Source organism: Pseudomonas sp. MF6776 (genome assembly GCF_016613125.1).
GTDB classification, from domain to species: Bacteria; Pseudomonadota; Gammaproteobacteria; order Pseudomonadales; family Pseudomonadaceae; genus Aquipseudomonas; species Aquipseudomonas iridis.
In genome coordinates this window covers 237,033-261,949 of record NZ_JAENSQ010000002.1, presented here as the reverse complement: position 1 = coordinate 261,949, position 24,917 = coordinate 237,033, and the positions used below count along the sequence as shown (strand labels likewise).

Here is a 24,917-nt window from a genome sequence, read left to right as displayed (position 1 = left end):
CGGCTTGCAAGCCATGATTGTGTTGGGTAACATCTGCGCCCACTTTGACCGACGAGGTACAGCATGCGTCGCCCTATGGTAGCTGGTAACTGGAAGATGCACGGTACCCGCGCCAGCGTCGCTGAGCTGATCAATGGCCTTCGTCATCTGGCCTTGCCAAGCGGTGTTGATGTCGCAGTATTCCCGCCTTGCTTGCATATCAATCAAGTGATTGATGGCTTGAAAGGCAAGTCGATTTCGGTCGGCGCGCAGAATTCTGCGGTGGAATCCATGCAAGGTGCGTTGACCGGTGAGATTGCACCGAGTCAGTTGGTGGATGCAGGTTGTTCCCTGGTGCTTGTCGGGCACTCCGAACGCCGTCAGATAATGGGCGAGCGAGACGGAATGCTGAATCGCAAGTTCGCAGCGGCACAGGCATGTGGCTTGATTCCGGTGTTGTGTATAGGGGAAACCCTTGAGCAGCGCGAAGCCGGTAAAACTCTTGAGGTTGTCGGGCGTCAGCTGGGCAGCATTATTGAGGAGCTGGGTGTAGGTGCTTTTGCCAAGGCGGTAATAGCTTACGAGCCGGTCTGGGCCATTGGTACCGGGCTGACCGCAACGCCGCAGCAGGCTCAGGATGTGCATAAAGCCATTCGTGAGCAGTTGGCGGCAGAGAATTCTGAAGTCGCACGAGGTGTGCGGCTTCTATACGGCGGCAGCGTGAAGGCGGCCAATGCGGTCGAACTGTTCGGCATGCCGGATATCGATGGGGGGCTCATTGGTGGAGCTTCCCTGAATGCAGATGAGTTCGGTGCGATCTGTCGCGCCGCGGGAAACTGAAAAAATGCTGGAAACAGTCGTAGTCGTTTTTCATCTGCTGGGTGCATTGGGCGTAGTTGCTCTGGTTTTGCTGCAGCAGGGTAAGGGTGCGGACGCTGGCGCGTCTTTCGGAGCAGGTGCTTCAAATACTGTCTTCGGAAGCCAAGGTTCCTCTACCTTTCTTAGTAAGTTTACTGCTATACTTGCCGCCGGTTTCTTCATAACCAGCTTGGGGTTAGGTTACTTTGCTAAAGAGAAAGCTCATCAGCTGACTCAAGCAGGTTTGCCAGATCCAGCAGTGTTGGAAGTACCTAAGCAACAACAACCGGCTTCTGATGATGTCCCGGTGCTTCAAGAGCAAAAGTCGGCTTCTCCAGCGACTGACGTACCTCCAGCTCAAGAGCAAAAGTAAGAAGGGTTTCATTGTAGTTTTGCCGAGGTGGTGGAATTGGTAGACACGCAACCTTGAGGTGGTTGTGCCCATAGGGTGTAGGGGTTCGAGTCCCCTTCTCGGTACCAATTAGTCAGGATAGCCCGCTGTTGCGGGCTTTCTTGCAGGTGGAAGGTAGATTGACCCTATAAGGGATCGGTCGTATACTTCCGCCCCAGCTTTGTCGCGGGGTGGAGCAGTCTGGTAGCTCGTCGGGCTCATAACCCGAAGGTCGTCGGTTCAAATCCGGCCCCCGCAACCAGTTTAAAGAGCCCCTTTTAAGGGGCTTTTTGTTAGCTGGACACTTTCAACGCCGCTGTTCGACGGCGTTTCAAGGATGGGCGTTTCGCCCATTTTTTTATTCTGCATAGCATGCACATACATGCACTAGGGGGTTCAGGTGTCGAGCAAGCTAGAAGAGTTGCAGGCCTTGCTGGCCCCGGTGGTCGTGGCCCTAGGCTATGAATGCTGGGGTATTGAGTTTTCGGCTCAAGGTCGTCACTCGATGTTGCGCGTTTATATCGATAAAGAGGGCGGTGTGCTGGTGGACGATTGCGCCATTGTCAGCCGTCAGATCAGCGGAGTCCTGGATGTTGAAGATCCAATCACCGTTGAATACACCCTCGAAGTTTCCTCGCCTGGCATGGAGCGCCCACTGTTCACTATCGAGCAGTTCGCCCAGTTTGTCGGTGCACAAGTGAAGATCAAGCTGCGCTCGCCTTTTGAAGGTCGACGCAACTTTCAGGGCCTTCTGCGCGGTGTAGAAGAACAGGATGTCGTGGTGCAGGTAGATGACCATGAGTTTCTGTTGCCGATCGATATGATCGACAAGGCCAACATTATTCCCAGTTTTGACTGAGACGCGGATCCCGCGGATCCAATGGCTTGCGAAAGGCGAGGCGTACGATGAGCAAAGAAGTACTGCTGGTTGTTGAGTCGGTATCCAATGAAAAGGGCGTACCGGCAAGCGTAATTTTTGAAGCGCTGGAGCTGGCTCTGGCCACTGCTACCAAAAAGCGTTTTGAAGACGAAGTTGACCTGCGTGTGGAAATTAACCGCCACACCGGGGCATACGAAACTTTCCGTCGCTGGACGGTCGTCGAAGAGAATGATCTTGACGATCCGGCTATCGAAACCTGGCCGAGCAAGGTTGCCGAAACGCATCCTGGTGCCAACGTTGGCGACGTCGTTGAAGAAAAAATCGATTCCATCGAGTTCGGCCGCATTGCTGCACAGACTGCCAAGCAAGTCATTGTGCAGAAAGTGCGTGAAGCCGAGCGCGCTCAAGTGGTCGACGCCTATCGCGAACGCCTTGGAGAAATCATCTCCGGCACCGTGAAGAAAGTGACCCGCGACAACGTGATCGTCGATCTGGGCAACAACGCCGAGGCGTTGCTGGCTCGTGAAGACATCATTTCTCGCGAAACCTTCCGTGTCGGCGTGCGTCTGCGTGCGCTGCTCAAGGAAATCCGCACCGAGAACCGCGGCCCGCAGCTGATCCTGTCGCGTACCGCGCCGGAAATGCTGATCGAGCTGTTCCGCATCGAAGTGCCGGAAATTGCTGAAGGTCTGATCGAAGTAATGGCTGCGTCCCGTGACCCGGGTTCGCGTGCCAAGATCGCCGTCCGCTCCAAGGACAAACGCATCGACCCGCAAGGCGCTTGCATCGGTATGCGCGGTTCGCGCGTCCAGGCAGTGTCGGGTGAGTTGGGCGGTGAGCGTGTTGATATCGTCCTGTGGGACGACAACCCGGCTCAGTTCGTGATCAACGCCATGTCCCCGGCCGAGGTTGCGGCAATTATCGTTGACGAAGATGCCCATGCAATGGACATCGCCGTTGGCGCAGACAATCTGGCTCAGGCCATCGGTCGTGGTGGTCAGAACGTGCGTCTGGCAAGCCAGTTGACTGGCTGGACCCTGAACGTGATGACCGAATCGGACATCCAGGCTAAGCAGCAAGCAGAAACCGGCGACATCCTGCGCAACTTCATCGACGAGCTGGAAGTTGACGAAGACCTGGCGCAGGTGCTGGTAGATGAAGGCTTCACCAGCCTGGAAGAGATTGCCTACGTACCGTTGGAAGAAATGCTCAACATCGACGGCTTTGACGAAGATACCGTCAACGAGCTTCGCGCTCGTGCCAAGGATCGTTTGTTGACCAAAGCCATCGCTACTGAGGAAAAGCTGGCAGACGCCCATCCGGCCGAAGACCTGCTCTCGCTTGAGGGTATGGACAAGGATTTGGCGATGGAACTGGCGGTGCGCGGCGTAATTACCCGCGAAGACCTGGCCGAGCAGTCTATTGACGACCTGCTCGACATCGACGGCATTGACGATGATCGTGCCGGCAAGTTGATCATGGCCGCCCGAGCCCATTGGTTCGAGTAATTAGGCGCGGCCTGAGGAGAGAAGTGCATGACGCAAGTCACGGTGAAACAACTGGCCGATGAGGTCAAAACACCGGTAGAGCGCCTGTTGCAGCAGATGCGTGAGGCAGGTCTGCCGCACACCGCCGCCGAAGAAAATGTGACTGACAGTGAGAAGCAATCTTTGCTGACTCACTTGAAAAGCAGCCACAAGGCGAAAGTGGAAGAACCACGCAAGATCACGCTGCAGCGTAAAACCACCAGCACCCTGCGTGTGGCTGGTAGCAAGAGCATCAGCGTTGAAGTTCGCAAAAAGAAAGTTTTCGTACAGCGCAGCCCGGAAGAAATCGAAGCCGAGCGCAAGCGTGAACTGGATGAGCGTCGCGCAGTAGAAAATGCTGCCCGCCAGAAGACTGAGCAAGAAGCCAAGCAGCGCGCCGAAGAAGAAGCACGCCGCAATCCTGGCTCTGCGCAAACCGCGACTAGCGCCGCCGTTGCAGCTCCTGCTGCAGTTGCTGAGCCGGTACGTGAAAGCGCGCCGGTGGTTGCCGCTGCTCCAGCGCCGTCTGCTGACGTTCGTAACAAGCAGAACGAACAGCGCCGTCCGGACAAACCACGTGCCGACGATAACAATCGTCGCAGTGGCGGTGGTGATGGCGAGCGCAAAAACGCTCCGCATCGCGCATCGGTCAAAGAGAAAGCGCCAGCGCCACGTGTTGCGCCACGTACTACCGACGAAGAAAGCGATGGCTTCCGTCGTGGTGGTCGCGGCAAGGCCAAGCTGAAGAAGCGCAACGCTCACGGTTTCCAGAGCCCAACCGGCCCTGTCGTGCGTGATGTGCAGATCGGCGAGACCATCACTGTTGGCGATCTCGCCAATCAGATGTCGGTCAAGGCCGCTGAAATCATCAAGTTCATGTTCAAACTGGGCACTCCAGCGACCATCAACCAGGTGCTTGATCAGGAAACTGCTCAACTGGTAGCCGAAGAACTGGGCCACAAAGTGACCTTGGTCAGCGACACCGCCCTGGAAGATTCCCTGGCCGAGTCCCTGAAGTTTGAAGGTGAGTCGTTCTCCCGTGCGCCAGTTGTGACCGTAATGGGCCACGTTGACCACGGTAAGACGTCGCTGCTCGACTACATCCGTCGTGCCAAGGTAGCTGCTGGCGAAGCCGGCGGTATCACCCAGCACATCGGTGCGTACCACGTTGAAACCGAACGCGGCATGGTTACCTTCCTCGACACCCCTGGTCACGCCGCGTTTACCGCAATGCGTGCCCGTGGTGCCAAGGCGACCGACATCGTGATCCTGGTAGTTGCAGCGGACGACGGCGTGATGCCGCAGACCATTGAAGCTGTTCAGCACGCGGTAGCCGCTGGCGTTCCACTGGTTGTTGCAGTGAACAAGATCGACAAGCCGGGCGCTGATCTCGATCGCATCCGTAGTGAACTGTCGGTTCACGGCGTGACGTCGGAAGAGTGGGGCGGTGAAACGCCGTTCGTATCGGTTTCGGCGAAACTCGGTACTGGCGTGGACGACCTGCTTGAAGCCGTTCTGCTGCAAGCTGAAGTTCTCGAACTGAAAGCAACTCCGTCGGCTCCAGGTCGTGGTGTTGTGGTTGAATCGCGTCTCGACAAAGGTCGTGGCCCGGTTGCAACCGTTCTGGTGCAAGACGGTACCCTGCGCCAAGGCGACATGGTTCTGGTCGGTTCGAACTATGGCCGCGTGCGTGCCATGCTCGACGAGAACGGCAAGCCAATCAAGGAAGCCGGTCCTTCCATCCCTGTCGAGATTCTCGGCCTGGACGGTACCCCGGACGCTGGCGACGAGATGAGTGTGGTTGCCGACGAGAAGAAAGCCCGTGAAGTGGCTCTGTTCCGTCAAGGCAAGTTCCGCGAAGTCAAACTGGCTCGCGCTCACGCCGGCAAGCTGGAAAACATCTTCGAAAACATGGGTCAGGCAGAGAAGAAGACGCTCAATATCGTCCTCAAATCTGACGTCCGTGGTTCGTTGGAAGCTCTGCAAGGCGCTCTGAATGGCCTGGGCAACGACGAAGTGCAAGTGCGCGTAGTTGGCGGCGGTGTCGGTGGTATCACCGAGTCCGATGCCAACCTGGCACTGGCTTCGAGCGCTGTACTGTTCGGCTTCAACGTGCGTGCCGATGCTGGCGCACGGAAGATCGTCGAGCAGGAAGGTCTGGATATGCGTTACTACAACGTGATCTACGACATCATCGAAGACGTCAAGAAAGCCCTGACCGGTATGCTCGGCAGCGATGTTCGCGAGAACATTCTGGGTGTCGCAGAAGTGCGTGACGTGTTCCGTTCGCCGAAGTTTGGCGCGATCGCAGGCTGCATGGTGATCGAAGGTGTTGTGCACCGTAACCGTCCGATCCGTGTACTGCGTGAAGACATCGTTATCTTCGAAGGCGAGCTGGAATCCCTGCGCCGCTTCAAGGATGACGCTTCCGAAGTACGTGCCGGCATGGAATGCGGTATCGGCGTGAAGAGCTACAACGACGTCAAAGTCGGCGACAAGATCGAAGTCTTCGAGAAGGTTCAGGTTGCTCGCAGCCTCTAACTCGCGCACTTCAAGGGCCACGTCGGGCCGTCGCATGAAAATGCGCGGCACGGCGTCAGGACTCTAAACGCAACGCCCGGTCTGGCTTTTGTCAGGCCGGGCGTTTGCCGCTTTCAGACCTTGCGGGTTTCACCGTGGGGCAGTAACAGGTAACAAATCATGGCAAAAGAATACAGCCGTACCCAACGTATCGGCGATCAGATGCAGCGTGAGCTGGCCCAGCTGATCCGTCGTGAAGTCAAAGATCCGCGCGTCGGCCTGGTGACTATTACCGCAGTGGAAGTCAGCCGTGACGTCGGTCACGCCAAGATTTTCATCACCGTGATGGGGCAGGACAACGCAGAAGACATCGCGCAAAGCATCAAGGTACTGAATGCCGCCGCAGGTTTCCTGCGTATGCAACTGGCCCGCGAAATGAAGCTGCGCAGCGTGCCGCAATTGCACTTCCACTACGACGAATCCGTTGTCCGTGGTGCGCACCTGTCGGCGCTGATCGAGCGCGCTGTTGCTGAAGACAATCAGCACGTTGTCGTTCCAGCACCTGAAGACACCAAGGAGTAACTCGGTGGCTCAGGTCAAACGTATCCGTCGTAACGTCAGCGGCATCATCCTGCTCGACAAGCCGCTGGGGTTCACCTCAAACGCTGCGCTGCAGAAGGTTCGCTGGCTGCTCAACGCCGAGAAAGCCGGGCATACTGGCAGTCTCGACCCACTGGCCACCGGCGTACTGCCGCTGTGCTTCGGTGAGGCCACCAAGTTCTCGCAGTACCTGCTCGATTCCGACAAGGGTTATGAAACCCTGGCGCAGTTGGGCAAGACCACCACCACGGCGGATGCCGAAGGTGAGGTTTTGCAGGAGCGCCCGGTGACCGTTGGTCGCGCCGATGTCGAGGCTGCGTTGCCGAATTTTCGCGGCCAAATCAGTCAGATACCACCGATGTACTCAGCGCTCAAGCGTGATGGTCAGCCGCTGTACAAGCTGGCACGTGCAGGCGAAGTAGTGGAGCGTGAACCGCGTTCTGTTACTATTGCGCGCTTGGAATTACTGGCCTTCGAAGGCGATACTGCGCGGCTTGCGGTGGATTGCAGCAAGGGCACCTATATTCGCACCCTGGTGGAGGATATTGGTGAGCAACTCGGTTGTGGTGCGTACGTCGCAGAATTGCGCCGTACCCAGGCCGGGCCTTTCACCCTGGCGCAGACCGTTACCCTCGAAGAGCTTGAAGCGGTACATGCCGAAGGCGGTAACGAAGCGGTTGACCGCTTCCTGATGCCATCGGACAGCGGCTTGCTGGATTGGCCGCTGCTGCACTTTTCGGAAGCGAGCGCGTTCTACTGGCTCAACGGCCAGCCGGTACGTGCCCCGGATGCTCCGAAGTTCGGCATGGTTCGGGTACAGGATCACAATGGTCGCTTCATCGGTATCGGTGAAGTGAGCGAAGACGGGCGCATCGCGCCACGTCGTTTGATTCGGTCAGAATGACCGAAACCAGCCTGTGTAACAGCAGGCTGGCGAGTGTGGCTGTTAACAGGCACGGTCACGACTCATTTATAGATACAGGGATTTGTCCCTGGCCTGTTGAAGCTGTTTCCCTGAAACAGTTTCCTGATAAAAGGATTGCCTCATGGCTCTCGACGTTCAAGAAAAAGCTCAAATCGTTGCTGACTACCAGCAAGCTGTTGGTGACACTGGTTCGCCAGAAGTGCAAGTTGCACTGCTGACCCACAACATCAACAAGCTGCAGGGTCACTTCAAGGCCAACGGTAAAGATCACCACTCCCGTCGTGGTCTGATCCGCATGGTAAACCAGCGTCGCAAGCTGCTGGACTACCTGAAAGGCAAGGATCTGGGTCGTTATCAGACTCTGATCGGTCGCCTGGGTCTGCGTCGCTAATAAGCGATTGCGCTCTGAGGTTGGTTGTTTGTCAGACGTCCGCGGTTTTCCGCGGGCTTCGGGCAGGCTCCCAGCCTCAAGTTTTATCTGGATACACGTTTTACCCTGGACAGGCGTCGGGCCGATTCCCGGCATTGCCCAAGAATTTCGCAAGAAACCAGTTCCCCAAGAGCCACAAAGAAGGTAGGACACCGTGAACCCGGTAATCAAAAAATTCCAGTTCGGTCAGTCGACCGTTACCCTCGAGACAGGCCGTATTGCCCGTCAAGCCTCCGGCGCAGTGCTGGTTACTGTTGATGACGACGTGACCGTACTGGTGACCGTTGTTGGCGCCAAGCACGCAGACCCAAGCAAAGGCTTCTTTCCTCTTTCCGTTCACTACCAGGAAAAGACTTACGCTGCCGGTAAGATCCCTGGCGGTTTCTTCAAGCGCGAAGGCCGTCCTTCCGAGAAGGAAACCCTGACTTCCCGACTGATCGACCGTCCGATCCGTCCGCTGTTCCCAGAAGGTTTCATGAACGAAGTGCAGGTTGTCTGCACCGTCGTTTCCACCAGCAAAAAGACCGATCCGGACGTCGCTGCGATGATCGGTACTTCGGCTGCCCTAGCCATCTCGGGCATCCCGTTCGACGGTCCGATCGGCGCCGCTCGCGTTGCTTTCCACGAAAGCACCGGCTACCTGCTGAACCCGACTTACGAGCAACAGAAAGCATCGAGCCTGGACATGGTCGTTGCCGGTACCTCGGAAGCCGTGTTGATGGTTGAATCGGAAGCCAAAGAGCTGACCGAAGACCAGATGCTGGGCGCTGTACTGTTTGCTCACGACGAGTTCCAGGTTGTGATCAACGCTGTTAAAGAACTGGCTGCTGAAGCTGCCAAGCCTACCTGGGCCTGGGCTCCACAAGCCGAAGCGACTGAACTGCTGGGCGCTATCCGCTCCGAGTTCGGCACTGCGATCTCCGACGCCTACACCATCACAGTCAAGGCCGACCGTTATGCTCGCCTGGGCGAGTTGAAGGATCAGGTTGTGGCCAAGCTGTCCGGTGAAGAAGGCCAGCCTTCGTCCAGCGACGTCAAAGCTGCTTTCGGCGAAATCGAATACCGCACCGTTCGCGAAAACATCGTAAACGGCAAGCCACGTATCGACGGTCGCGACACCAAAACCGTACGTCCGCTGAACATCGAAGTCGGCGTTCTGCCGAAGACTCACGGTTCGGCTTTGTTCACCCGTGGTGAAACCCAGGCTCTGGTAGTCGCGACTCTGGGTACTGCCCGTGACGCACAACTGCTGGACACCCTGGAAGGCGAGAAAAAAGACCCGTTCATGCTGCACTACAACTTCCCTCCGTTCTCGGTGGGCGAGTGTGGTCGCATGGGTGGCGCTGGTCGTCGCGAAATCGGTCACGGCCGTCTGGCCCGTCGTTCGATTGCCGCCATGCTGCCTGCCGCTGACGTGTTCCCGTACACCATCCGTGTTGTCTCGGAAATCACCGAATCGAACGGTTCGAGCTCGATGGCTTCCGTTTGCGGTGCTTCCCTGGCATTGATGGACGCTGGTGTGCCGATGAAGGCGCCGGTTGCCGGTATCGCCATGGGTCTGGTTAAAGAAGGCGAGAAGTTCGCCATTCTTACCGATATCCTCGGTGACGAAGACCACCTGGGCGACATGGACTTCAAAGTAGCGGGTACCGCCAAAGGTGTGACCGCGCTGCAGATGGACATCAAGATCAAGGGCATCACCGAAGAGATCATGGAAATCGCTCTGGGCCAAGCCCTGGAAGCGCGCCTGAACATCCTCGGCCAGATGAACCAGATCATTGGTCAGTCGCGTAACGAGCTGTCGGAAAATGCTCCGACCATGATCGCGATGAAAATCGACACCGACAAGATCCGTGATGTTATCGGTAAAGGTGGCGCGACCATCCGTGCGATCTGCGAAGAAACCAAGGCTTCGATCGACATCGAAGACGACGGTTCGATCAAGATCTTCGGCGAAACCAAGGAAGCTGCTGAAGCTGCACGTCAGCGCGTTCTGGGCATCACCGCTGAAGCCGAGATCGGCAAGATCTACGTCGGCAAGGTTGAGCGCATCGTCGACTTCGGCGCATTCGTCAACATCCTGCCGGGCAAGGACGGTCTGGTTCACATCTCGATGCTGAGCGACGCTCGCGTTGAGAAAGTGACCGACATCCTGAAAGAAGGCCAGGAAGTGGAAGTGCTGGTACTGGACGTGGACAACCGCGGCCGTATCAAGCTGTCCATCAAAGACGTGGCAGCGGCCAAGGCTTCGGGCGTTTAATCACCCCAAAGCTTTAGCGCAATAAAAATGCCCCGCCGTGAAAACGGCGGGGCATTTTTTTGTCTGTGGAAAACCATAAAAAATCGCAGCCTGCGGTGAGCCGTGCAGGCGCTGCGAACTTTGCGTTTGTGAAAACCGGTGCTAGGTTTACTCCACCGCCCGTGTAGCTCAGCCGGTAGAGCAGCGCACTCGTAACGCGAAGGTCGCAGGTTCGATTCCTGTCTCGGGCACGATCCCCTTTATTTCACCTTGCGGCTCAGATCCTCGACGGTACGTTTGAGCTGGTCCATCGCTCGGTCCTGATCGTTGATCTTCTGCTTCAGGTTCGAAATCTCACTGCTGCTCGAATTGGAGCTTGAGCCACTGTTGCGCTTGAGCTCTTCAACCTGGCGGCCGAGAGTATCCAGCTCACGATCCTGTTCTTTGACCTTGTTCTTCAACTCGTCGAGTTCCTTGCCGCTGGAGCTGGAACTGGAGCCGCTGCTGCGCTTGAGTTCTTCGATCTGGCGCGATTGATCGCTGACGGTGTCACGCATCTTTTTCAGTTCATCAATGCTGATGTCACTTCGGATGACGACGTCTTTGCCGTAATCGTTGTGAATCAGAGGAACCTTGTCGCCATATGACGGGCTGCTGTTGCTCAACTCAACAGCCATTGCGCTTGCCGGCAACGCCAGAGCGGCGATCAGAGCAGTCGTGGACACAACAGAAGAAATTTTCAAAAAGCTGCGCATCACTGGTTTTCCTTGTGAACAGCGGATGAGTGCCGAAGTGGCACATCGCTATGACTTGGAATCGGCATTTATGTTCCGCAGGTCAGCTTTTTGTGAGAGAGATGTAAAGAGCCGTGTAATTCCTCATGCAAACGTCCTATATTCGGTGCCTGCATGAGCATCGCCCTGCAGTTTTCAGATGATCCCGAATGGTTCCGAAGGCCGGACAATCCGCGTCAGAGAGATCCTTGATGATCCAGATCCATCTTCCATTCCTATGATCAGCGAGAACGACATGACCGAATTAACTCAAGAGCAACGCCACGAACAAGCGCTGGAAAAGTACATTCTTGACGTGCCCGATCTGAAGGAGGAGATCAAGGACTTGAGTGCCGATGATCAGAAAGATCAGATCCAGTGGGCGTTCGAAGACGAAGCTGAATCCCAGGGCTTGCAGCCGTGGGAGCTGACGCTCAAGTACACAAGCACGCCGGAGGAGTTCGAGGCCCAGCGTCTTGTTCTACACAAGGAGGCGGCTGAAGTGCTTGGCGTCGAGTGGGAAGAGTACTGCGAGATGAACAATCTCGTCGTTTGACGAGAGCTGCTAGCTCCAAGCCGCAAGCTACAGGTCAAAGCGGAACAGCTTTGGCTTGCAGCTTGCACCTCTGGACTGGCCGCTACTGTTTAAAGGCTGAGACGCATCGACAGGTCCACCGCCTTCACATCCTTGGTCATCGCGCCAATCGAGATGTAATCCACCCCGGTTTCGGCGATCGGCAGCAGCGTGTTTTCGTTGATGCCGCCGCTGGCCTCCAGTTTTGCCTTGCCGCCGTTCAGGCGCACGGCTTCGCGCATGTCGTCCAGGCTCAGTTCGTCGAGCATGATGATGTCGGCGCCGGCCTCCAGCGCTTCCTTCAGCTCTTGCAGACTTTCCACTTCAATTTCCACAGGTTTGCCCGGGGCAATCTTGTGCGCGGCGGCAATGGCTTGCGCGATCCCACCGCTGGCAGCGATGTGGTTTTCCTTGATCAGAAACGCGTCGTACAAGCCGATGCGGTGGTTGTGGCAACCACCACAGGTCACGGCGTATTTCTGCGCCAGACGCAGGCCTGGCAGGGTCTTGCGGGTGTCGAGCAGCTTGACCTGAGTCTCGCCCACGAAGTCTGCCAAATACTGCGCGCGAGTCGCCACACCGGAAAGCAATTGCAGGAAGTTCAAGGCGCTGCGTTCACCGGTCAATAGCGAACGGGCCGGGCCCTCCAGATGAAACAGTGGCTGATTGGGTTTGACCCGCTCGCCATCGATTACCTGCCAATGCACCGCCACCCGTGGATCGAGCTGGCGAAACACCGCATCGACCCATGCCGTGCCGCAGATAACGGCGTCGTCGCGGGTGATGATGGTGGCTTTGGCCAGGCGTTCGGCCGGGATCAGTTGCGCGGTGATGTCGCCGCTGCCGATGTCTTCGAGCAACGCACGGCGCACGTTGGCTTCGATTTCGGCGGTCAAATCGGCGAGACGTAGATTCGGCATAACGGGCTCCACAAACAAAGTGATTCGATTATAGGGGCATGGCGCGAGCCAACCCAAGGCAAGAACTTGCGTGCCTGGCCGCAGCTGGTCGATTTCTTTGAGTAAACCCCAGTGGGGCGTGGTCAGTTGAGGGTGACTGGGCGGGCATAGGGGAAACCCTGACGGCTATGGCGCTGCGGACATCTTTTGCAAGATAATCCGACTTGTATTTGACGTCATAGGCTTGACGTCTTTTTTTGCTGAAGGGTTGAACCCTGTGGGAGCGAGCTTGCTCGCGAATGTGGGGTATTACTCGCCCGCGATGTCACCGACAGATCGCCTTCGCGAGCAAGCTCGCTCCCACAGGGGCGGTGTCCTGACTCACCGAAAGAATCACCGTTTCAGGAGGCTTGGATGCACAACGACGGGAAAGTGGTGCCTTTGTACAAGGCGTCTGCCGATCAGGCGAATCACTCGCCGCTCGCCCGCCTGCCTGTGATTCTGCTTCAGGTTCGCGACAAGGCTGCCCAGCAACTGCGCCACGGGTTGCAGGAGCTGTTCGATAATGCCGACGACACCCTGTTCGAAATGGCTGACCGGGCACGCAACGACGTTGAGCAGAACATCTTTTTTGAAGCGATGCGCGACTTGCGCCTCAAACGCAAAAACATCGAGCGCGGTTTTCTCGAGCAGTTCTGCGAAGCCTTTGTCGGCCTCACTCAATACCAGCCCGCGCACAACACGCTGCCGCACCCGTTGCTGTTCGAAGACTGCGCGCCTCGCACCGACGACATGGAACGCACCGTCGCCGTGGAGACCATGGTCGGCCGCGTGCTCAAGCGTGATGGCTTCGCCTTGGGGCAACTGACCGCGCGCCTCAACGCATTGCTGGATAATTCCTTTGCCGATCAACACAACCCCCTCGGCCCGGCGCTGCTCTGTGAGTTCTTTTTGCAAGCCGGCCGTAATCTGGGCGTTGAGATCAAGGTCAAGCTGATCCTGCTCAAGCTGTTCGAGCGCTATGTGCTGGCCGACACCGAACAGTTATATTCCGAAGCCAATCAGTTGCTCAGCGCCACCGGCGTGTTGCCCGAGCTGAAACCGGCCCCGGCGCGACGCGCGATTGATCGTGCGGCGGCCAGTATCAGTCGCGAAGAAAGCGCCGAGCCCGTAACGGCGGACGAAAGTGTCCAGGAAGTTTTCGCTGCGTTGCAGGAGTTGCTGCTGAACGTGCGCGGCAGTGTTGCGCCGAGCCTCGAATCAGGCGCCTCTGCCCAGCCGATCAGCACGCGCGACCTGCTGCGCCTGCTCTCGCATTTGCAGCAATATGTGCCGGCGCTGGCGGCGCAGGACGATTTCGACCTGCGTAACCAGCTCGAACAACTGCTGACGCGGGTCAGCGTCAGAACTGGCAAGTCGCGGATCGTCGGAGGCGCTGATGAGGATGTGATCAACCTGATCGCCATGGTCTTCGACTGCATCCTCGAAGACCGCAATCTGCCGGACTCGCTCAAGGCCTTGATCGCCCGATTGCAGATTCCGATGCTCAAGGTCGCGGTACTCGACAAGAGTTTCTTCAGTCGCAGCAGCCACCCGGCGCGGCGTCTGCTCAATGAAATCGCCGATGCGGCCATGGGCTGGGGGGATTGCGACAGCGATGCGCGCGACAGTCTGTATCTGCGCATCGAACAAGTGGTGCAGCGCCTGCTGACCGATTTTGTCGATGATCCGGCGATATTCTCCGAACTGTTGGCTGACTTTCTCGCTTTCACCAGTGATCAGCGTCGGCGCAGCGAACTCCTCGAGCAACGTCTGCGCGATGCGGAAGAGGGGCGGGCGAAAACCGAGCTGGCGCGGCGACGCGTCGAGCATGCGTTGAATCTGGCACTGTTGGGCAAAGTCTTGCCGCCGTCGGTGGTGACCTTCGTGCAGGACGCCTGGAGCAAGGTATTGCTGCTGACCTGCCTCAAACATGGCGACCAGTCCGCCGAATGGCAAGCTGATGTGCAGACCATGGAGCAACTCATCTGGAGTGTTCAGCGCCACGACGATGCTGAGGCTGGTATGCGTCTGCTGGCGCTGGTGCCGGGGTTGCTGAAGTCGCTGCGCGATGGCCTGACCCGCTGCGCATTCGATCCGTTTGCCACCAGCGAATTTTTCTCTGAGCTGGAAACGCTGCATGTGCGCGTGCTCGAGCGTACCGGTGGATCTGCTCAGGCCGAGGCGCCGGCGATGATCGAGGTGTCGCAGCAGATCGTCTTGCCAATGGCGCAAGAGGGTGAAACGACGCTAGCCTCGGCACGTCTGTCCCATCACGACGTAGGCCTGCAGCAGGTGGCTCAATTGCACCTGGGCAGTTGGGTTGCGTTTCAGGAAGACGAGGACAACACCCTGCGCTGCAAGCTCGCGGCAATCATAGAAGCTACGGGCAAGTACGTGTTTGTCGACCGTACCGGCATGAAAGTGCTGGAGCGCAGTCGCATCGGCCTGGCTCTTGAGTTCCAGCGTGGAGCGGTGCGTGCGCTGGACGACACTTTGTTGTTCGATCGGGCGCTGGAGTCAGTGTTGGGCAATCTGCGGCGACTCAATCGCGCCAAGTGATCGCGCGCCGGGGGCCGATCACGGCATACTGGGCGCCAACACAGTCGGCGTTGAAGGAATCGGTATGCAGTTGGATCCCGCTAGCGGGTGGTGTCACGGGGTGCAGACTTGCCCATCGCCCAATTTCAATGAGCGCCCTGCGGGCGAAATTTCCCTGTTGGTTATCCACAACATCAGCCTGCCGCCTGCGCAGTTCGCCACCGGCAAGGTGCAGGAATTTTTCCAGAATCGTCTGGATGTCACCGAACATCCCTACTTTGCAGGGATTGCCGACTTACGGGTCTCGGCGCATTTTCTGATTGAACGTGACGGCAAGGTCACCCAGTTTGTCTCCTGTCTTGAGCGGGCGTGGCATGCCGGCGTGTCGATTTTTGAAGGGCGCGAAACCTGTAATGATTTTTCCGTGGGCATTGAGCTCGAAGGCACCGATGATCTGCCGTTCACCGATGCGCAGTATCAGGCGTTGACGGCGCTGACCCGTCAGTTGCAGACAGCATTTCCGGCTATCACCGGCGCCCGCATTTGCGGGCACAGCGACATTGCACCCGGGCGCAAGACCGATCCTGGCCCGGCATTCGACTGGGCGCGTTACCGCGCGGCCCTGGCACAAGAGGAAGGACAATGAGTTTTCTGGTGTTACTGCTGGCGCTCTGGATCGAGAAATTCTCGGCACTGCGCCATCGGGTTCAACGCGATGGCGGATGGATTCGCGAACTGAACAAACTCGAAACCAGCGAGCGACTGGCCAAACAGCCATGGCTGGTACTGACGATTCTGGTGCTGCTGCCGGTGGCGTTGCTGGCCCTGTTGCTGGTGGTGCTGGAGCCGGTGGCGTACGGCTTGCTGGCCCTGCCGGTGCATTTGCTGGTGGTGATTTATAGCCTGGGGCGCGGCGACCTGCTCGGCGGTCTCGGGCCGTTTCGCGATGCCTGGCGGCGCGAGGATCTGCAAGCCGCGGCGCATGTGGCCAAGCGCGATCTGAATATCTGTGCCGACAGCGGCGAGCAATTGCTCGATCGGGTGCAGGAGCATTTGTTGTGGCAGGCCTATCAAAGCTTCTTCGCCGTGATCTTCTGGTATTTCCTGCTCGGTCCGGTGGCGGCATTGGCCTATCGCTTGTTGGCGCTGGCCCAAGAGCACGGTCAGAACCCGGCGCTGGTCGAACGTGCCGCGCAACTGCGTCATGCCTTTGACTGGGTGCCGGTGCGTCTGTTGGCGGCGAGTTTTGCCTTGGTCGGCAACTTCGTTGCGGTCAGCCGGGTGATGCTGCATGAATTGCTGAACTGGAACATCAGCGCTGCGCAACTGATCAACAAGGTCGGGTTGGCGGCGGGAGAGATTCCGCCGCCGACGGTCGGCCCGGAAGGCGTCAACACCCTCGATTGCCTGTGGGAATTGCTGCTGCGGGCGGCGGTGTTGTGGTATGCAGGGTTCGCCTTGTGGACAGTACTGATTCACTGATTCCTGTCTGAAGATCAAAAGATCGCAGCCTGCGGCAGCTCCTACTTTGGGGTCTGTGTTTGCTGGAGGAGCTGCCGAAGGCTGCGATCTTTTTTTTCGTTAACCTTAAGTTACAAAACCTCCCTTCGATTTGAGCTATACAGAGATGGCGCCCGATAGTGGCTATCTGCTGTACCCGCGCGCCTGCCAATAAAAACAAGAAAAACCAAGGGAGACTTCCAGTGAAGAGCTTGCTCTATCCCGCCGTCTCGCTGATGAATCGTCTGAGCTTCGGCATGAAGTTCAGCCTGATCAGCGTGCTGTTTCTGGTGCCGATGCTGGTGACCAATTTCTATCTGGTGCGCGATTCCTATCGTGAATTCCAGGGCACCCGGGTCGAGCTGCAAAGCCTTGATCTGCTCGGCAGCAGCCTGAGCCTGCGCCGCGATCTGGAAACCCTGAACAATCTGGTGCAGATCAACGTCACCCTCGGCCAGTCCGGCAAGGCTGGCAATGTCGAATCGCAGATCACCACTCTCGAACAAGCCGTACTGGCACGCCTGGAAGGCTTGGCGGCAATGACCGACGACCCCGAACAGATCAAGGTGTTCGACGGCAAGCGCGATGAAATGATTGCGGCGTTCAAGGCCCAGCAAGCGGAAAACTCCCTGCAAAGCAAAAGTGCGTTGATCGGAAAATTGTTGGCCAGTGCGCAGATTTTCAGCCAGATCATTACCAGTCAGGCCGGTCTGAGCCGCGACAATCAGGGCGACATCCGTCAACTCAGCGAACTCGTTACCCTGATCACGCCCACTGTGACGCAAACCCTCGGTGAAGGCCGGGCCATGGGCTCGTATTCGCTGGGGCAGGGTTTCCTCAACAGTTCGTCGAGCACCCGTTTTGACGAGTTATTGGTGCAGATCGAAAAGCTCCAGGCCGAATACGCCTTGAAACTTCAGGACGCCCTCGGCTCGAGCAAAGCCGCGCACGAAACGCTCAGCGGTTCGGCTGACATTAGTAAGACTTCGCTGAAGCAGGCGAGCGAACTGTTCGAAGAGCAAGTGGTGATGGCCGACACGCTCGATGCACCGTGGCAGGCGTTTTACGACCAGACTACCGCGCTTATCGACAAGACCTACCAGCTCAACGAAGCCACCCTGAAATTTCTCGACACGCAATTACAGCAGCGCCTGACGCAAAACCGCACACACATGGTCTTGCAGGCTGTGGCGCTGTCAGTGGTGTTTGTGCTGATTTTCTATCTGTATGGCGGCTTTTACGCGTCGACCCGCACCACACTCAAACGCCTCGGCGCGATGATGGACAAGGTCGCGGCTGGCGACATGACCGTCAACTTCAAGGCCAGCAGCCGCGATGAATTAGGCGAGTTGGGCGAAGTGTTCAACGGCACGGTAAAGAAGATTCACGACTTGATTGAACGGGTCGGGCAAACCGTTGGCGAAGTTGAACGCCAGGCCGGGCAAGTGGAAAGTGTGTCGGCGCAAAGCAATCTGGCCGTTGCCGGGCAACGCTCGCAGATCGAACAAGTGGCCACGGCGATGAACCAGATGTCGGCGACTTCCCTTGAGGTGGCGCGCAGCGCCGCAGCGGCGGTGAGCAGCGCCCACAGCGTGAATGACGAAACCATCAGCGGTCGTGGTCTGGTCGAGTCCCAGCAGGGCAGCATCGCTGCTTTGGCCAGCGAGATCGATCAGTCAGTGCTGGTGATCAACCAATTGGCCAGTGACAGCCAGGCGATCAGCCGCGTTCTGGAAGTGATCAAGAGTATTGCCGAGCAGACCAATCTGCTGGCGCTCAACGCGGCGATTGAAGCGGCGCGCGCGGGTGAGCAGGGACGCGGTTTTGCGGTGGTGGCGGACGAAGTGCGCACGCTGGCCAAACGCACCCAGCAATCGACCGAAGAAATTGAACAGATGATCGCCAAACTGCACGGCGGCGTGGGTGCGGCGGTCAAGGCGATGGGTGTCAGCCATCAAATGGCCAGCGGCACGGTCGGGCAGTCGGAAAAGGTCCAGCAGGCGCTGGAAAACATCCTCGGCGCCGTCGGAATGATCGTCGATCAGAACCAGCAAATCGCCGCTGCGGTGGAGCAGCAGACGGCGGTGGCCCATGACATTGACCAGAACATTGTCGAGATCAACCGCGCAGGTGAGCGCACGGCGCAAGGTGCGCACCAGACTGAAGACGCCAGCCGCGCACTGTCCGCCCAGGTCGTGGAGCTCAAACAGCTGATCAGCGCCTTTCGGGTTTGAGACGCTCGAATACCTGTGGGAGCGAGCCTGCTCGCGAATGCAATCTGCCGGCGGGATTGTTGTCGTCTGACACACCGACTTCGTGAGCAGGCTCGCTCCCACAGGGGAAAGTGTTTCCAGCTACCAGCCGAACACGGCGCAGCTATTGGCGGTGCTGGCCGCGGCAAGTTGTTGAGGGGAGATATTCATCAGATCGGCGAGCGCTGAGCAAATCGCCGGCAAGTGCGCCGGGCTGTTGCGCACTCCCGGAAACATTGCAGGCGCCATGTCCGGTGAATCGGTTTCCAGCACAATCGAATCCAGTGGCAAATCCGCCAGTACCCGATGCATGCGCAACGCCTGGGGCCAGGTCGGGGCGCCACCGAGGCCGAGTTTGAAACCGAGTTTGATGTATTCCCGTGCTTCCTCACGGCTGCCGGCGAACGCGTGGATGATCCCGGCCCGCTTCAAACGAAAACGCTTGAGCGTGGCAATTACCGCCGCGTGACTGCGGCGCACATGGATCAGCGCCGGCAAATCGAAATCCGCCGCCAGTTGCAGTTGCGCGTCGAACAGCGCCTGCTGCCGCTCGCGGTCCAGCGTTTCGATGAAGTAATCCAGACCAATCTCGCCGACTGCACACAACTGCCGATGGCCGCGCAATCGCGTCAGCCAATCGCCGAGGGTCTGTAAATCCTCGGGGCGATGCTGATCGAGATACACCGGATGCAAACCGAACGCCGCGTACAGATCCGAATCGCCCTGCACCAGATCCCACACCCGCTGCCAGTTCCCTTCATAGACGCCCAGCACCACCATCCGCCGCACCCCAAGGGCGCGGCTTTCGGCCAGCAGCGCCGAGCGATCAGCGTCGAAGTCGGGGAAGTCCAGGTGAGTGTGGCTGTCGATCAGCTCCACGGATCAGTCCCGGTGAATACGCTGCTTGAAGGTCCGCGCAATCGCCTGAACGCCAGGCTGATATTGCGACTGCTCGACAGCGGCCAATGCCAGTTCCAGCGCCTTGTCGGCGATCAGTTGATGCTGCTGGGCCATGGCGTTGACCGGCAGCGGCAGGAAGTCGAGCAGTTGCGTGTCACCAAACGTGCCGAGGCGCAGCGGCCGCGATTTCAGCGGGAAGTCATGCAGCGCGTCGAACACCCCCTGCAACAACACGTAGGACGTGGTTACCAGCGCGTCCGGCAAATGCCCCAGACGTTGCAGGAGTTCTTCCATCAATTGCTTGCCGCAGTCACGGCTGAAGGACTCGGCGTGCTCGACCAGCACTTCGCCTTTGAAGTCGACGAGGGCCTGTCTGAAACCGGCGGCACGTTCCTGGCTGATGCTGAGTTCCGGGCGGGCGCCGAGCAGCACGATCTGTTTAAGCTGCGGATCGAGCAGGCTCTGGGTCAGGTGCAGACTGGCCTCGCGGTCGTCGCTGATCACCGAACAGAAATACTCCGGCTCCATGACCCGGTCGATGGCGATGATCGGCAGCCCCTTGGCCTGCAACTGGAGATAGCTGTCATCTCCGGGTGGCAGGCAACTGGCAACAATCAGCGCATCACAACGCCGCGCGCGAAACAGTTGCAGCAGTTTGCGCTCGCTGTCCGGCGCATCGTCGGAGCTGGCGATCAGCAACTGATAGCCGCGCGCCCGCGCACCTTGCTCCAGCAGCTTGGCGATCCGCGCGTAGCTGGGGTTTTCCAGATCCGGCAGGATAAAACCCAAAGTGCGGGTATGCCGGCTGCGCAGTCCCGCGGCTTGTGGGTTGGGCGTAAAGCCGTGCAGATCGACCACCGCACGAACTCGCTCGACGGTCGCGGTGCTGATGCGTTGCTGTTCGGCCTTGCCGTTGATGACGTAGCTCGCGGTGGTCACGGACACTCCGGCCAACCGCGCGATATCACTGAGTTTCAACTCGGGATTTCCTTGTTATTTCGAGCATGCCGCGAGATTTTCGCCAATCCTACCCGATAAGGGCAGACGACTTATTGCCTACGCGCATCCGACAAGTTGGACTTCAAGGATGAGACATTATCGAGTAACGTGCCGATCAATCTAGATTAAACGTTTCAGCAAGCGTATTTTCTACGTTTTAGACGCCTTTGGCCGGTTCTGCCGTAAAACCGCCAAAATTGCCCCTGAAAAGGATGGCCGACAGCGCCTAAGCTGCAAACAATTCAAAACAATACCTGGCGCCATAAATCGCCAAAAAGGAGATTGCATGCTCGAGCTCACTATAGAGCAGATATCCATGGGCCAATCGGCTGTGGATAAACCCGCTGCTCTGCAATTGCTGGCCAGTCATCTTGTGGCCGATGGTCTGGTCGCTGACGGATACCTCGCAGGATTGCAGGCGCGTGAGGCCCAGGGCTCGACCTTTCTCGGTCAAGGTATTGCTATTCCCCACGGCACCCCCGAAACCCGCGAGCTGGTGTTTACCACCGGCGTGCGGCTGATGCAGTTCCCCGAGGGTGTCGATTGGGGCGATGGCCAGATCGTTTATCTGGCCATCGGCATTGCCGCCAAATCCGACGAACACTTGCGTCTGCTGCAACTGCTCACCCGTGCACTCGGCGAGACCGATCTGGGCCAGGCCCTGCGTCGCGCCAGTTCTCCTGAAGCGCTGCTCAAACTGCTGCAAGGCGCACCGCAGGAACTTGCGCTCGACGCGCAAATGATCGGCCTCGGCGTTTCCGCTGACGATTTTGAAGAACTGGTCTGGCGTGGCGCGCGTCTGCTGCGCCAGGCAGATTGCGTGAGCAACGGTTTCGCCGCGGTATTGCAGCAAGTCGAAGCGCTGCCATTGGGCGATGGCCTGTGGTGGCTGCACAGCGAGCAAACCGTGAAGCGTCCGGGCCTGGCGTTTGTCACCCCGGATAAACCGATGCGTTACCTCGGTCAGCCACTGAGCGGTCTGTTTTGTCTGGCCAGTCTCGGCGAGGCGCATCAGGCCCTGTTGGAACGCCTGTGTGCGTTGCTCATCGAAGGCCGCGGCCATGAGTTGGGTCGGGCCACCAGCAGCCGTAAAGTCCTTGAAGTGCTCGGCGGTGAGTTGCCGGCCGACTGGCCGAGCGCTCGTATCGCGCTGGCCAATGCCCACGGTTTGCACGCGCGGCCGGCGAAGATCCTCGCGCAACTGGCGAAGAGTTTTGACGGCGAGATTCGCGTGCGCATCGTCGACGGTGACGACAGCGCCGTGTCGGTGAAAAGCCTCAGCAAACTGCTCAGCCTCGGCGCCCGTCGCGGTCAGGTGCTGGAACTGATCGCCGAACCGAGCATCGCCGCCGATGCCTTGCCTGCGCTGCTCGCCGCCATCGAGGAAGGCCTCGGTGAAGAAGTCGAGCCGCTGCCCGCCGTGAGCCAGCAGCGCGAAGTCTTCGCCGACATCGCCGAAGTGTTGATCGCTCCGGCGTCCGGTACTCAGTTGCACGCGATCCCCGCCGCGCCGGGTATCGCCATCGGCCCGGCGCATATTCAAGTGCAACAAACCATCGAATACCCGTTGCGTGGCGAATCCGCCGCCGTCGAGCGCGAGCGTCTCAAGCAAGCGCTCAGCGACGTGCGCAACGACATTCAAGGTTTGATCGAACGCAGCAAAGCCAAAGCGATCCGCGAGATTTTCATCACTCACCAGGAAATGCTCGACGATCCGGAGCTCACCGACGAAGTCGACACGCGCCTCAAACAGGGCGAAAGCGCCGAAGCGGCGTGGATGGCGGTGATCGAAGCGGCCGCCAAACAACAGGAATCGCTGCAGGACGCCTTGCTCGCCGAACGTGCGGCGGATCTGCGTGACATCGGTCGTCGCGTGCTGGCGCAGTTATGTGGGATAGAGACGCCAAGCGAGCCTGAGCAGCCGTACATTCTGGTGATGGACGAGGTTGGCCCCTCCGACGTCGCGCGGCTTGATCCGGCGCGCGTCGCAGGGATTCTCACCGCGCGCGGCGGCGCTACCGCACACAGCGCAATCGTCGCCCGTGCCCTCGGCATTCCGGCGCTGGTCGGCGCTGGCGCGGCAGTGCTGTTGCTGGCGCCGGGCACGCCGTTGCTGCTCGACGGACAACGCGGTCGTCTGCATGTCGACGCCGATGCGGCAACGTTGCAACGCGCTGTCGAAGAACGTGACACCCGCGAGCAACGCCTTAAAGCCGCTGCCGAACAACGCCATCAACCGGCGCACACCACCGATGGTCACGCCGTGGAAGTGTTCGCCAACATCGGCGAAAGCGCTGGCGTGATCAGCGCGGTGGAGCAGGGCGCCGAAGGCATTGGTTTGCTGCGCACCGAACTGATTTTCATGGCGCACCCGCAAGCGCCGGACGAAGCCACGCAGGAAGCCGAATATCGCCGCGTCCTCGATGGCCTCGCCGGGCGGCCGCTGGTAGTGCGCACGCTGGATGTTGGCGGCGACAAGCCGCTGCCTTACTGGCCGATCGCCAAGGAAGAAAACCCGTTCCTCGGTGTTCGCGGGATTCGCCTGACGTTGCAGCGTCCGCAGATCATGGAAGCGCAGTTGCGCGCCTTGCTGCGGGCCGCGGATAACCGGCCGCTGCGGATCATGTTCCCGATGGTGGGCAGCGTCGACGAATGGCGTCAGGCCCGCGACATGACCGAGCGCTTGCGCCTGGAAATCCCGGTGGCTGATCTGCAACTGGGGATCATGATCGAAGTGCCATCCGCCGCATTGCTCGCACCGGTATTGGCCAAAGAAGTCGACTTCTTCAGTGTCGGCACCAACGACCTGACGCAATACACCCTGGCCATCGACCGCGGTCATCCGACCCTGTCGGCACAGGCGGACGGCTTGCACCCGGCGGTGCTGCAACTGATCGACATCACCGTGCGTGCGGCTCATGCCCATGGCAAATGGGTTGGCGTGTGCGGCGAATTGGCGGCCGATCCGCTGGCGGTGCCGGTGCTGGTCGGCCTCGGTGTGGATGAACTGAGTGTGTCCGGGCGCAGCATTGCCGAGGTCAAGGCTCGCATCCGCGAACTTAGCCTGACCCAGGCGCAAACCGTTGCTCAACAAGCCCTCAACGTGGGCAGCGCCAACGAAGTGCGCGCATTAGTGGAGGCCCTGTAATGGCCAAGATTCTCACCCTGACCCTCAACCCGGCGCTGGACCTCACGGTCGAGCTGTCGGTGCTGACGGCCGGTCAGGTCAACCGCAGCGACGAAATGCACACCCATGCTGCCGGCAAAGGCGTGAACGTTGCCCAAGTGCTGGCCGACCTCGGCCATCAACTGACCGTCAGCGGCTTTCTGGGTGAAGACAACCTGCAAGCATTCGAAACGCTGTTCGCCAAACGCGGTTTTGTTGACGCATTCATCCGCGTACCGGGCGAGACACGCAGCAACATCAAAATCGCTGAGCGCGACGGGCGAATCACCGACATCAACGGCCCGGGGCCGATAGTTGATGCTGCGGCGCAACAGGCGTTGCTCGATCGTCTGGTGCAGATTGCACCGGGGCACGATGCGGTGGTGGTCGCTGGCAGTCTGCCGCGTGGTGTGACTGCGCAGTGGTTGCGTGAACTGATCGAACGGCTGAATCAACTTGGTCTGAGAGTCGCCCTCGACACCAGCGGCGAAGCGTTGCGCGCTGCGTTGCAGGCCAGGCCGTGGCTGATCAAGCCGAACACCGAGGAGCTGGCCGATGCACTCGGTTGCGAAGTGGTTTCCCGCGCGGCCGAGGTCCAGGCGGCGGCGCATCTGCATGCTCAGGGCATCGACCATGTGGTGATCTCCCACGGCGCCGACGGAGTGAACTGGTTCAGCGTCGGCTCGGCGCTGCATGCCTCGCCGCCCAAGGTCAGCGTCGCCAGCACGGTCGGTGCCGGTGATTCGCTGCTGGCGGGCATGCTTCACGGTTTGCTCAGTGCCGACACGCCTGAGCAAACCCTGCGCACGGCCACGGCGATTGCTGCGCTGGCGGTCACGCAGATCGGTTTCGGCATCAACGACGCCGCGCAACTGGCGCAGCTCGAACAGGGCGTGCGCGTGCGCCCCCTGACAGAACAATAAGAG

20 protein-coding genes and 3 tRNA genes are annotated in these 24,917 nt (G+C 58.9%); 19 read left to right on the top strand and 4 right to left on the bottom strand.

The features are described 5' to 3' along the window. Positions 1-63: 63 nt before the first annotated feature. From tpiA to JJD74_RS03200, 12 genes are all read left to right on the top strand, one after another. Positions 64-819 (top strand): triose-phosphate isomerase, encoded by a 756-nt coding sequence (gene tpiA, locus JJD74_RS03255; RefSeq protein WP_042557591.1) that lies wholly within the window; start codon positions 64-66, stop codon positions 817-819. A 4-nt stretch (positions 820-823) separates the two neighbouring features. Further along, positions 824-1,210: a preprotein translocase subunit SecG gene (secG, locus tag JJD74_RS03250; protein WP_042557592.1), complete on the top strand. Its 387-nt coding sequence runs from the start codon at positions 824-826 to the stop codon at positions 1,208-1,210. A gap of 21 nt (positions 1,211-1,231) precedes the next feature. Next, positions 1,232-1,317: transfer RNA gene (locus JJD74_RS03245), tRNA-Leu, on the top strand. A gap of 96 nt (positions 1,318-1,413) precedes the next feature. Further along, positions 1,414-1,490: transfer RNA gene (locus JJD74_RS03240), tRNA-Met, on the top strand. Between the two features lie 138 nt (positions 1,491-1,628). Continuing rightward, positions 1,629-2,087, top strand: a complete 459-nt coding sequence (gene rimP / locus JJD74_RS03235) for a ribosome maturation factor RimP (protein ID WP_042557593.1) — start codon at positions 1,629-1,631, stop codon at positions 2,085-2,087. Between the two features lie 47 nt (positions 2,088-2,134). After that, the gene (nusA, locus tag JJD74_RS03230) at positions 2,135-3,616 is read left to right on the top strand and encodes a transcription termination factor NusA (protein ID WP_042557594.1); all 1,482 of its coding nucleotides are present in this window, start codon (positions 2,135-2,137) and stop codon (positions 3,614-3,616) included. A gap of 27 nt (positions 3,617-3,643) precedes the next feature. After that, positions 3,644-6,175 carry a translation initiation factor IF-2 gene (infB, locus tag JJD74_RS03225; RefSeq protein ID WP_042557595.1) on the top strand — a complete coding sequence of 844 codons (2,532 nt, stop codon included), beginning with the start codon at positions 3,644-3,646 and terminating at the stop codon, positions 6,173-6,175. A gap of 159 nt (positions 6,176-6,334) precedes the next feature. Beyond that, positions 6,335-6,736: a 30S ribosome-binding factor RbfA gene (gene rbfA, locus JJD74_RS03220; protein ID WP_042557596.1), complete on the top strand. Its 402-nt coding sequence runs from the start codon at positions 6,335-6,337 to the stop codon at positions 6,734-6,736. Between the two features lie 4 nt (positions 6,737-6,740). Continuing rightward, complete coding sequence (truB, locus tag JJD74_RS03215; protein ID WP_042557597.1) at positions 6,741-7,658, top strand: tRNA pseudouridine(55) synthase TruB; 918 nt, start codon at positions 6,741-6,743, stop codon at positions 7,656-7,658. A gap of 142 nt (positions 7,659-7,800) precedes the next feature. Continuing rightward, a complete protein-coding gene (gene rpsO, locus JJD74_RS03210; RefSeq protein ID WP_003177875.1) occupies positions 7,801-8,070 on the top strand; it encodes a 30S ribosomal protein S15 in 270 nt (89 codons plus the stop codon). 193 nt (positions 8,071-8,263) lie between these two features. Next, on the top strand, positions 8,264-10,369 hold the full coding sequence (gene pnp, locus JJD74_RS03205) for a polyribonucleotide nucleotidyltransferase (protein WP_042557598.1): 2,106 nt from the start codon (positions 8,264-8,266) through the stop codon (positions 10,367-10,369). A 157-nt stretch (positions 10,370-10,526) separates the two neighbouring features. Then, positions 10,527-10,599, top strand: a tRNA-Thr gene (locus JJD74_RS03200). Positions 10,600-10,608: 9 nt separating this feature from the next. Here the strand turns inward: JJD74_RS03200 and JJD74_RS03195 are convergent. Further along, complete coding sequence (locus JJD74_RS03195) at positions 10,609-11,103, bottom strand: hypothetical protein (RefSeq protein ID WP_047299741.1); 495 nt, start codon at positions 11,101-11,103, stop codon at positions 10,609-10,611. A gap of 274 nt (positions 11,104-11,377) precedes the next feature. On the opposite strand from JJD74_RS03195, the gene JJD74_RS03190 reads away from it, so the two are divergent. After that, positions 11,378-11,677: a DUF6388 family protein gene (locus JJD74_RS03190; protein WP_042561953.1), complete on the top strand. Its 300-nt coding sequence runs from the start codon at positions 11,378-11,380 to the stop codon at positions 11,675-11,677. Positions 11,678-11,766: 89 nt separating this feature from the next. On the opposite strand, the gene nadC is transcribed toward JJD74_RS03190, so the two are convergent. Continuing rightward, positions 11,767-12,615 carry a carboxylating nicotinate-nucleotide diphosphorylase gene (gene nadC / locus JJD74_RS03185; protein WP_042557600.1) on the bottom strand — a complete coding sequence of 283 codons (849 nt, stop codon included), beginning with the start codon at positions 12,613-12,615 and terminating at the stop codon, positions 11,767-11,769. Positions 12,616-13,008: 393 nt separating this feature from the next. On the opposite strand from nadC, the gene JJD74_RS03180 reads away from it, so the two are divergent. From JJD74_RS03180 to JJD74_RS03165, 4 genes are all read left to right on the top strand, one after another. Continuing rightward, positions 13,009-15,195, top strand: coding sequence for a DUF1631 domain-containing protein (locus tag JJD74_RS03180; RefSeq protein WP_200611261.1), 2,187 nt, complete (start codon positions 13,009-13,011; stop codon positions 15,193-15,195). A gap of 64 nt (positions 15,196-15,259) precedes the next feature. Then, the gene (ampD, locus tag JJD74_RS03175) at positions 15,260-15,820 is read left to right on the top strand and encodes a 1,6-anhydro-N-acetylmuramyl-L-alanine amidase AmpD (RefSeq protein ID WP_042557602.1); all 561 of its coding nucleotides are present in this window, start codon (positions 15,260-15,262) and stop codon (positions 15,818-15,820) included. Beyond that, positions 15,817-16,656 carry a regulatory signaling modulator protein AmpE gene (gene ampE, locus JJD74_RS03170; protein WP_042557603.1) on the top strand — a complete coding sequence of 280 codons (840 nt, stop codon included), beginning with the start codon at positions 15,817-15,819 and terminating at the stop codon, positions 16,654-16,656. The genes ampD and ampE overlap by 4 nt, the downstream gene beginning before the upstream one ends. A gap of 221 nt (positions 16,657-16,877) precedes the next feature. Next, entirely contained in the window at positions 16,878-18,908 is a 2,031-nt protein-coding gene (locus JJD74_RS03165) for a methyl-accepting chemotaxis protein (RefSeq protein ID WP_042557604.1), read from the top strand. A 120-nt stretch (positions 18,909-19,028) separates the two neighbouring features. Here the strand turns inward: JJD74_RS03165 and JJD74_RS03160 are convergent, their stop codons facing one another. Together JJD74_RS03160 and cra are read right to left on the bottom strand one after the other, a co-directional pair. Then, positions 19,029-19,805, bottom strand: coding sequence for a TatD family hydrolase (locus JJD74_RS03160; protein ID WP_200611258.1), 777 nt, complete (start codon positions 19,803-19,805; stop codon positions 19,029-19,031). Between the two features lie 3 nt (positions 19,806-19,808). Beyond that, the gene (gene cra / locus JJD74_RS03155; RefSeq protein ID WP_200611256.1) at positions 19,809-20,804 is read right to left on the bottom strand and encodes a catabolite repressor/activator; all 996 of its coding nucleotides are present in this window, start codon (positions 20,802-20,804) and stop codon (positions 19,809-19,811) included. A 307-nt stretch (positions 20,805-21,111) separates the two neighbouring features. On the opposite strand from cra, the gene ptsP reads away from it, so the two are divergent. After that, entirely contained in the window at positions 21,112-23,973 is a 2,862-nt protein-coding gene (ptsP, locus tag JJD74_RS03150) for a phosphoenolpyruvate--protein phosphotransferase (protein ID WP_200611254.1), read from the top strand. After that, a complete protein-coding gene (pfkB, locus tag JJD74_RS03145) occupies positions 23,973-24,914 on the top strand; it encodes a 1-phosphofructokinase (RefSeq protein WP_042557608.1) in 942 nt (313 codons plus the stop codon). The genes ptsP and pfkB overlap by 1 nt, the downstream gene beginning before the upstream one ends. The last annotated feature ends 3 nt before the right edge of the window (positions 24,915-24,917 follow it).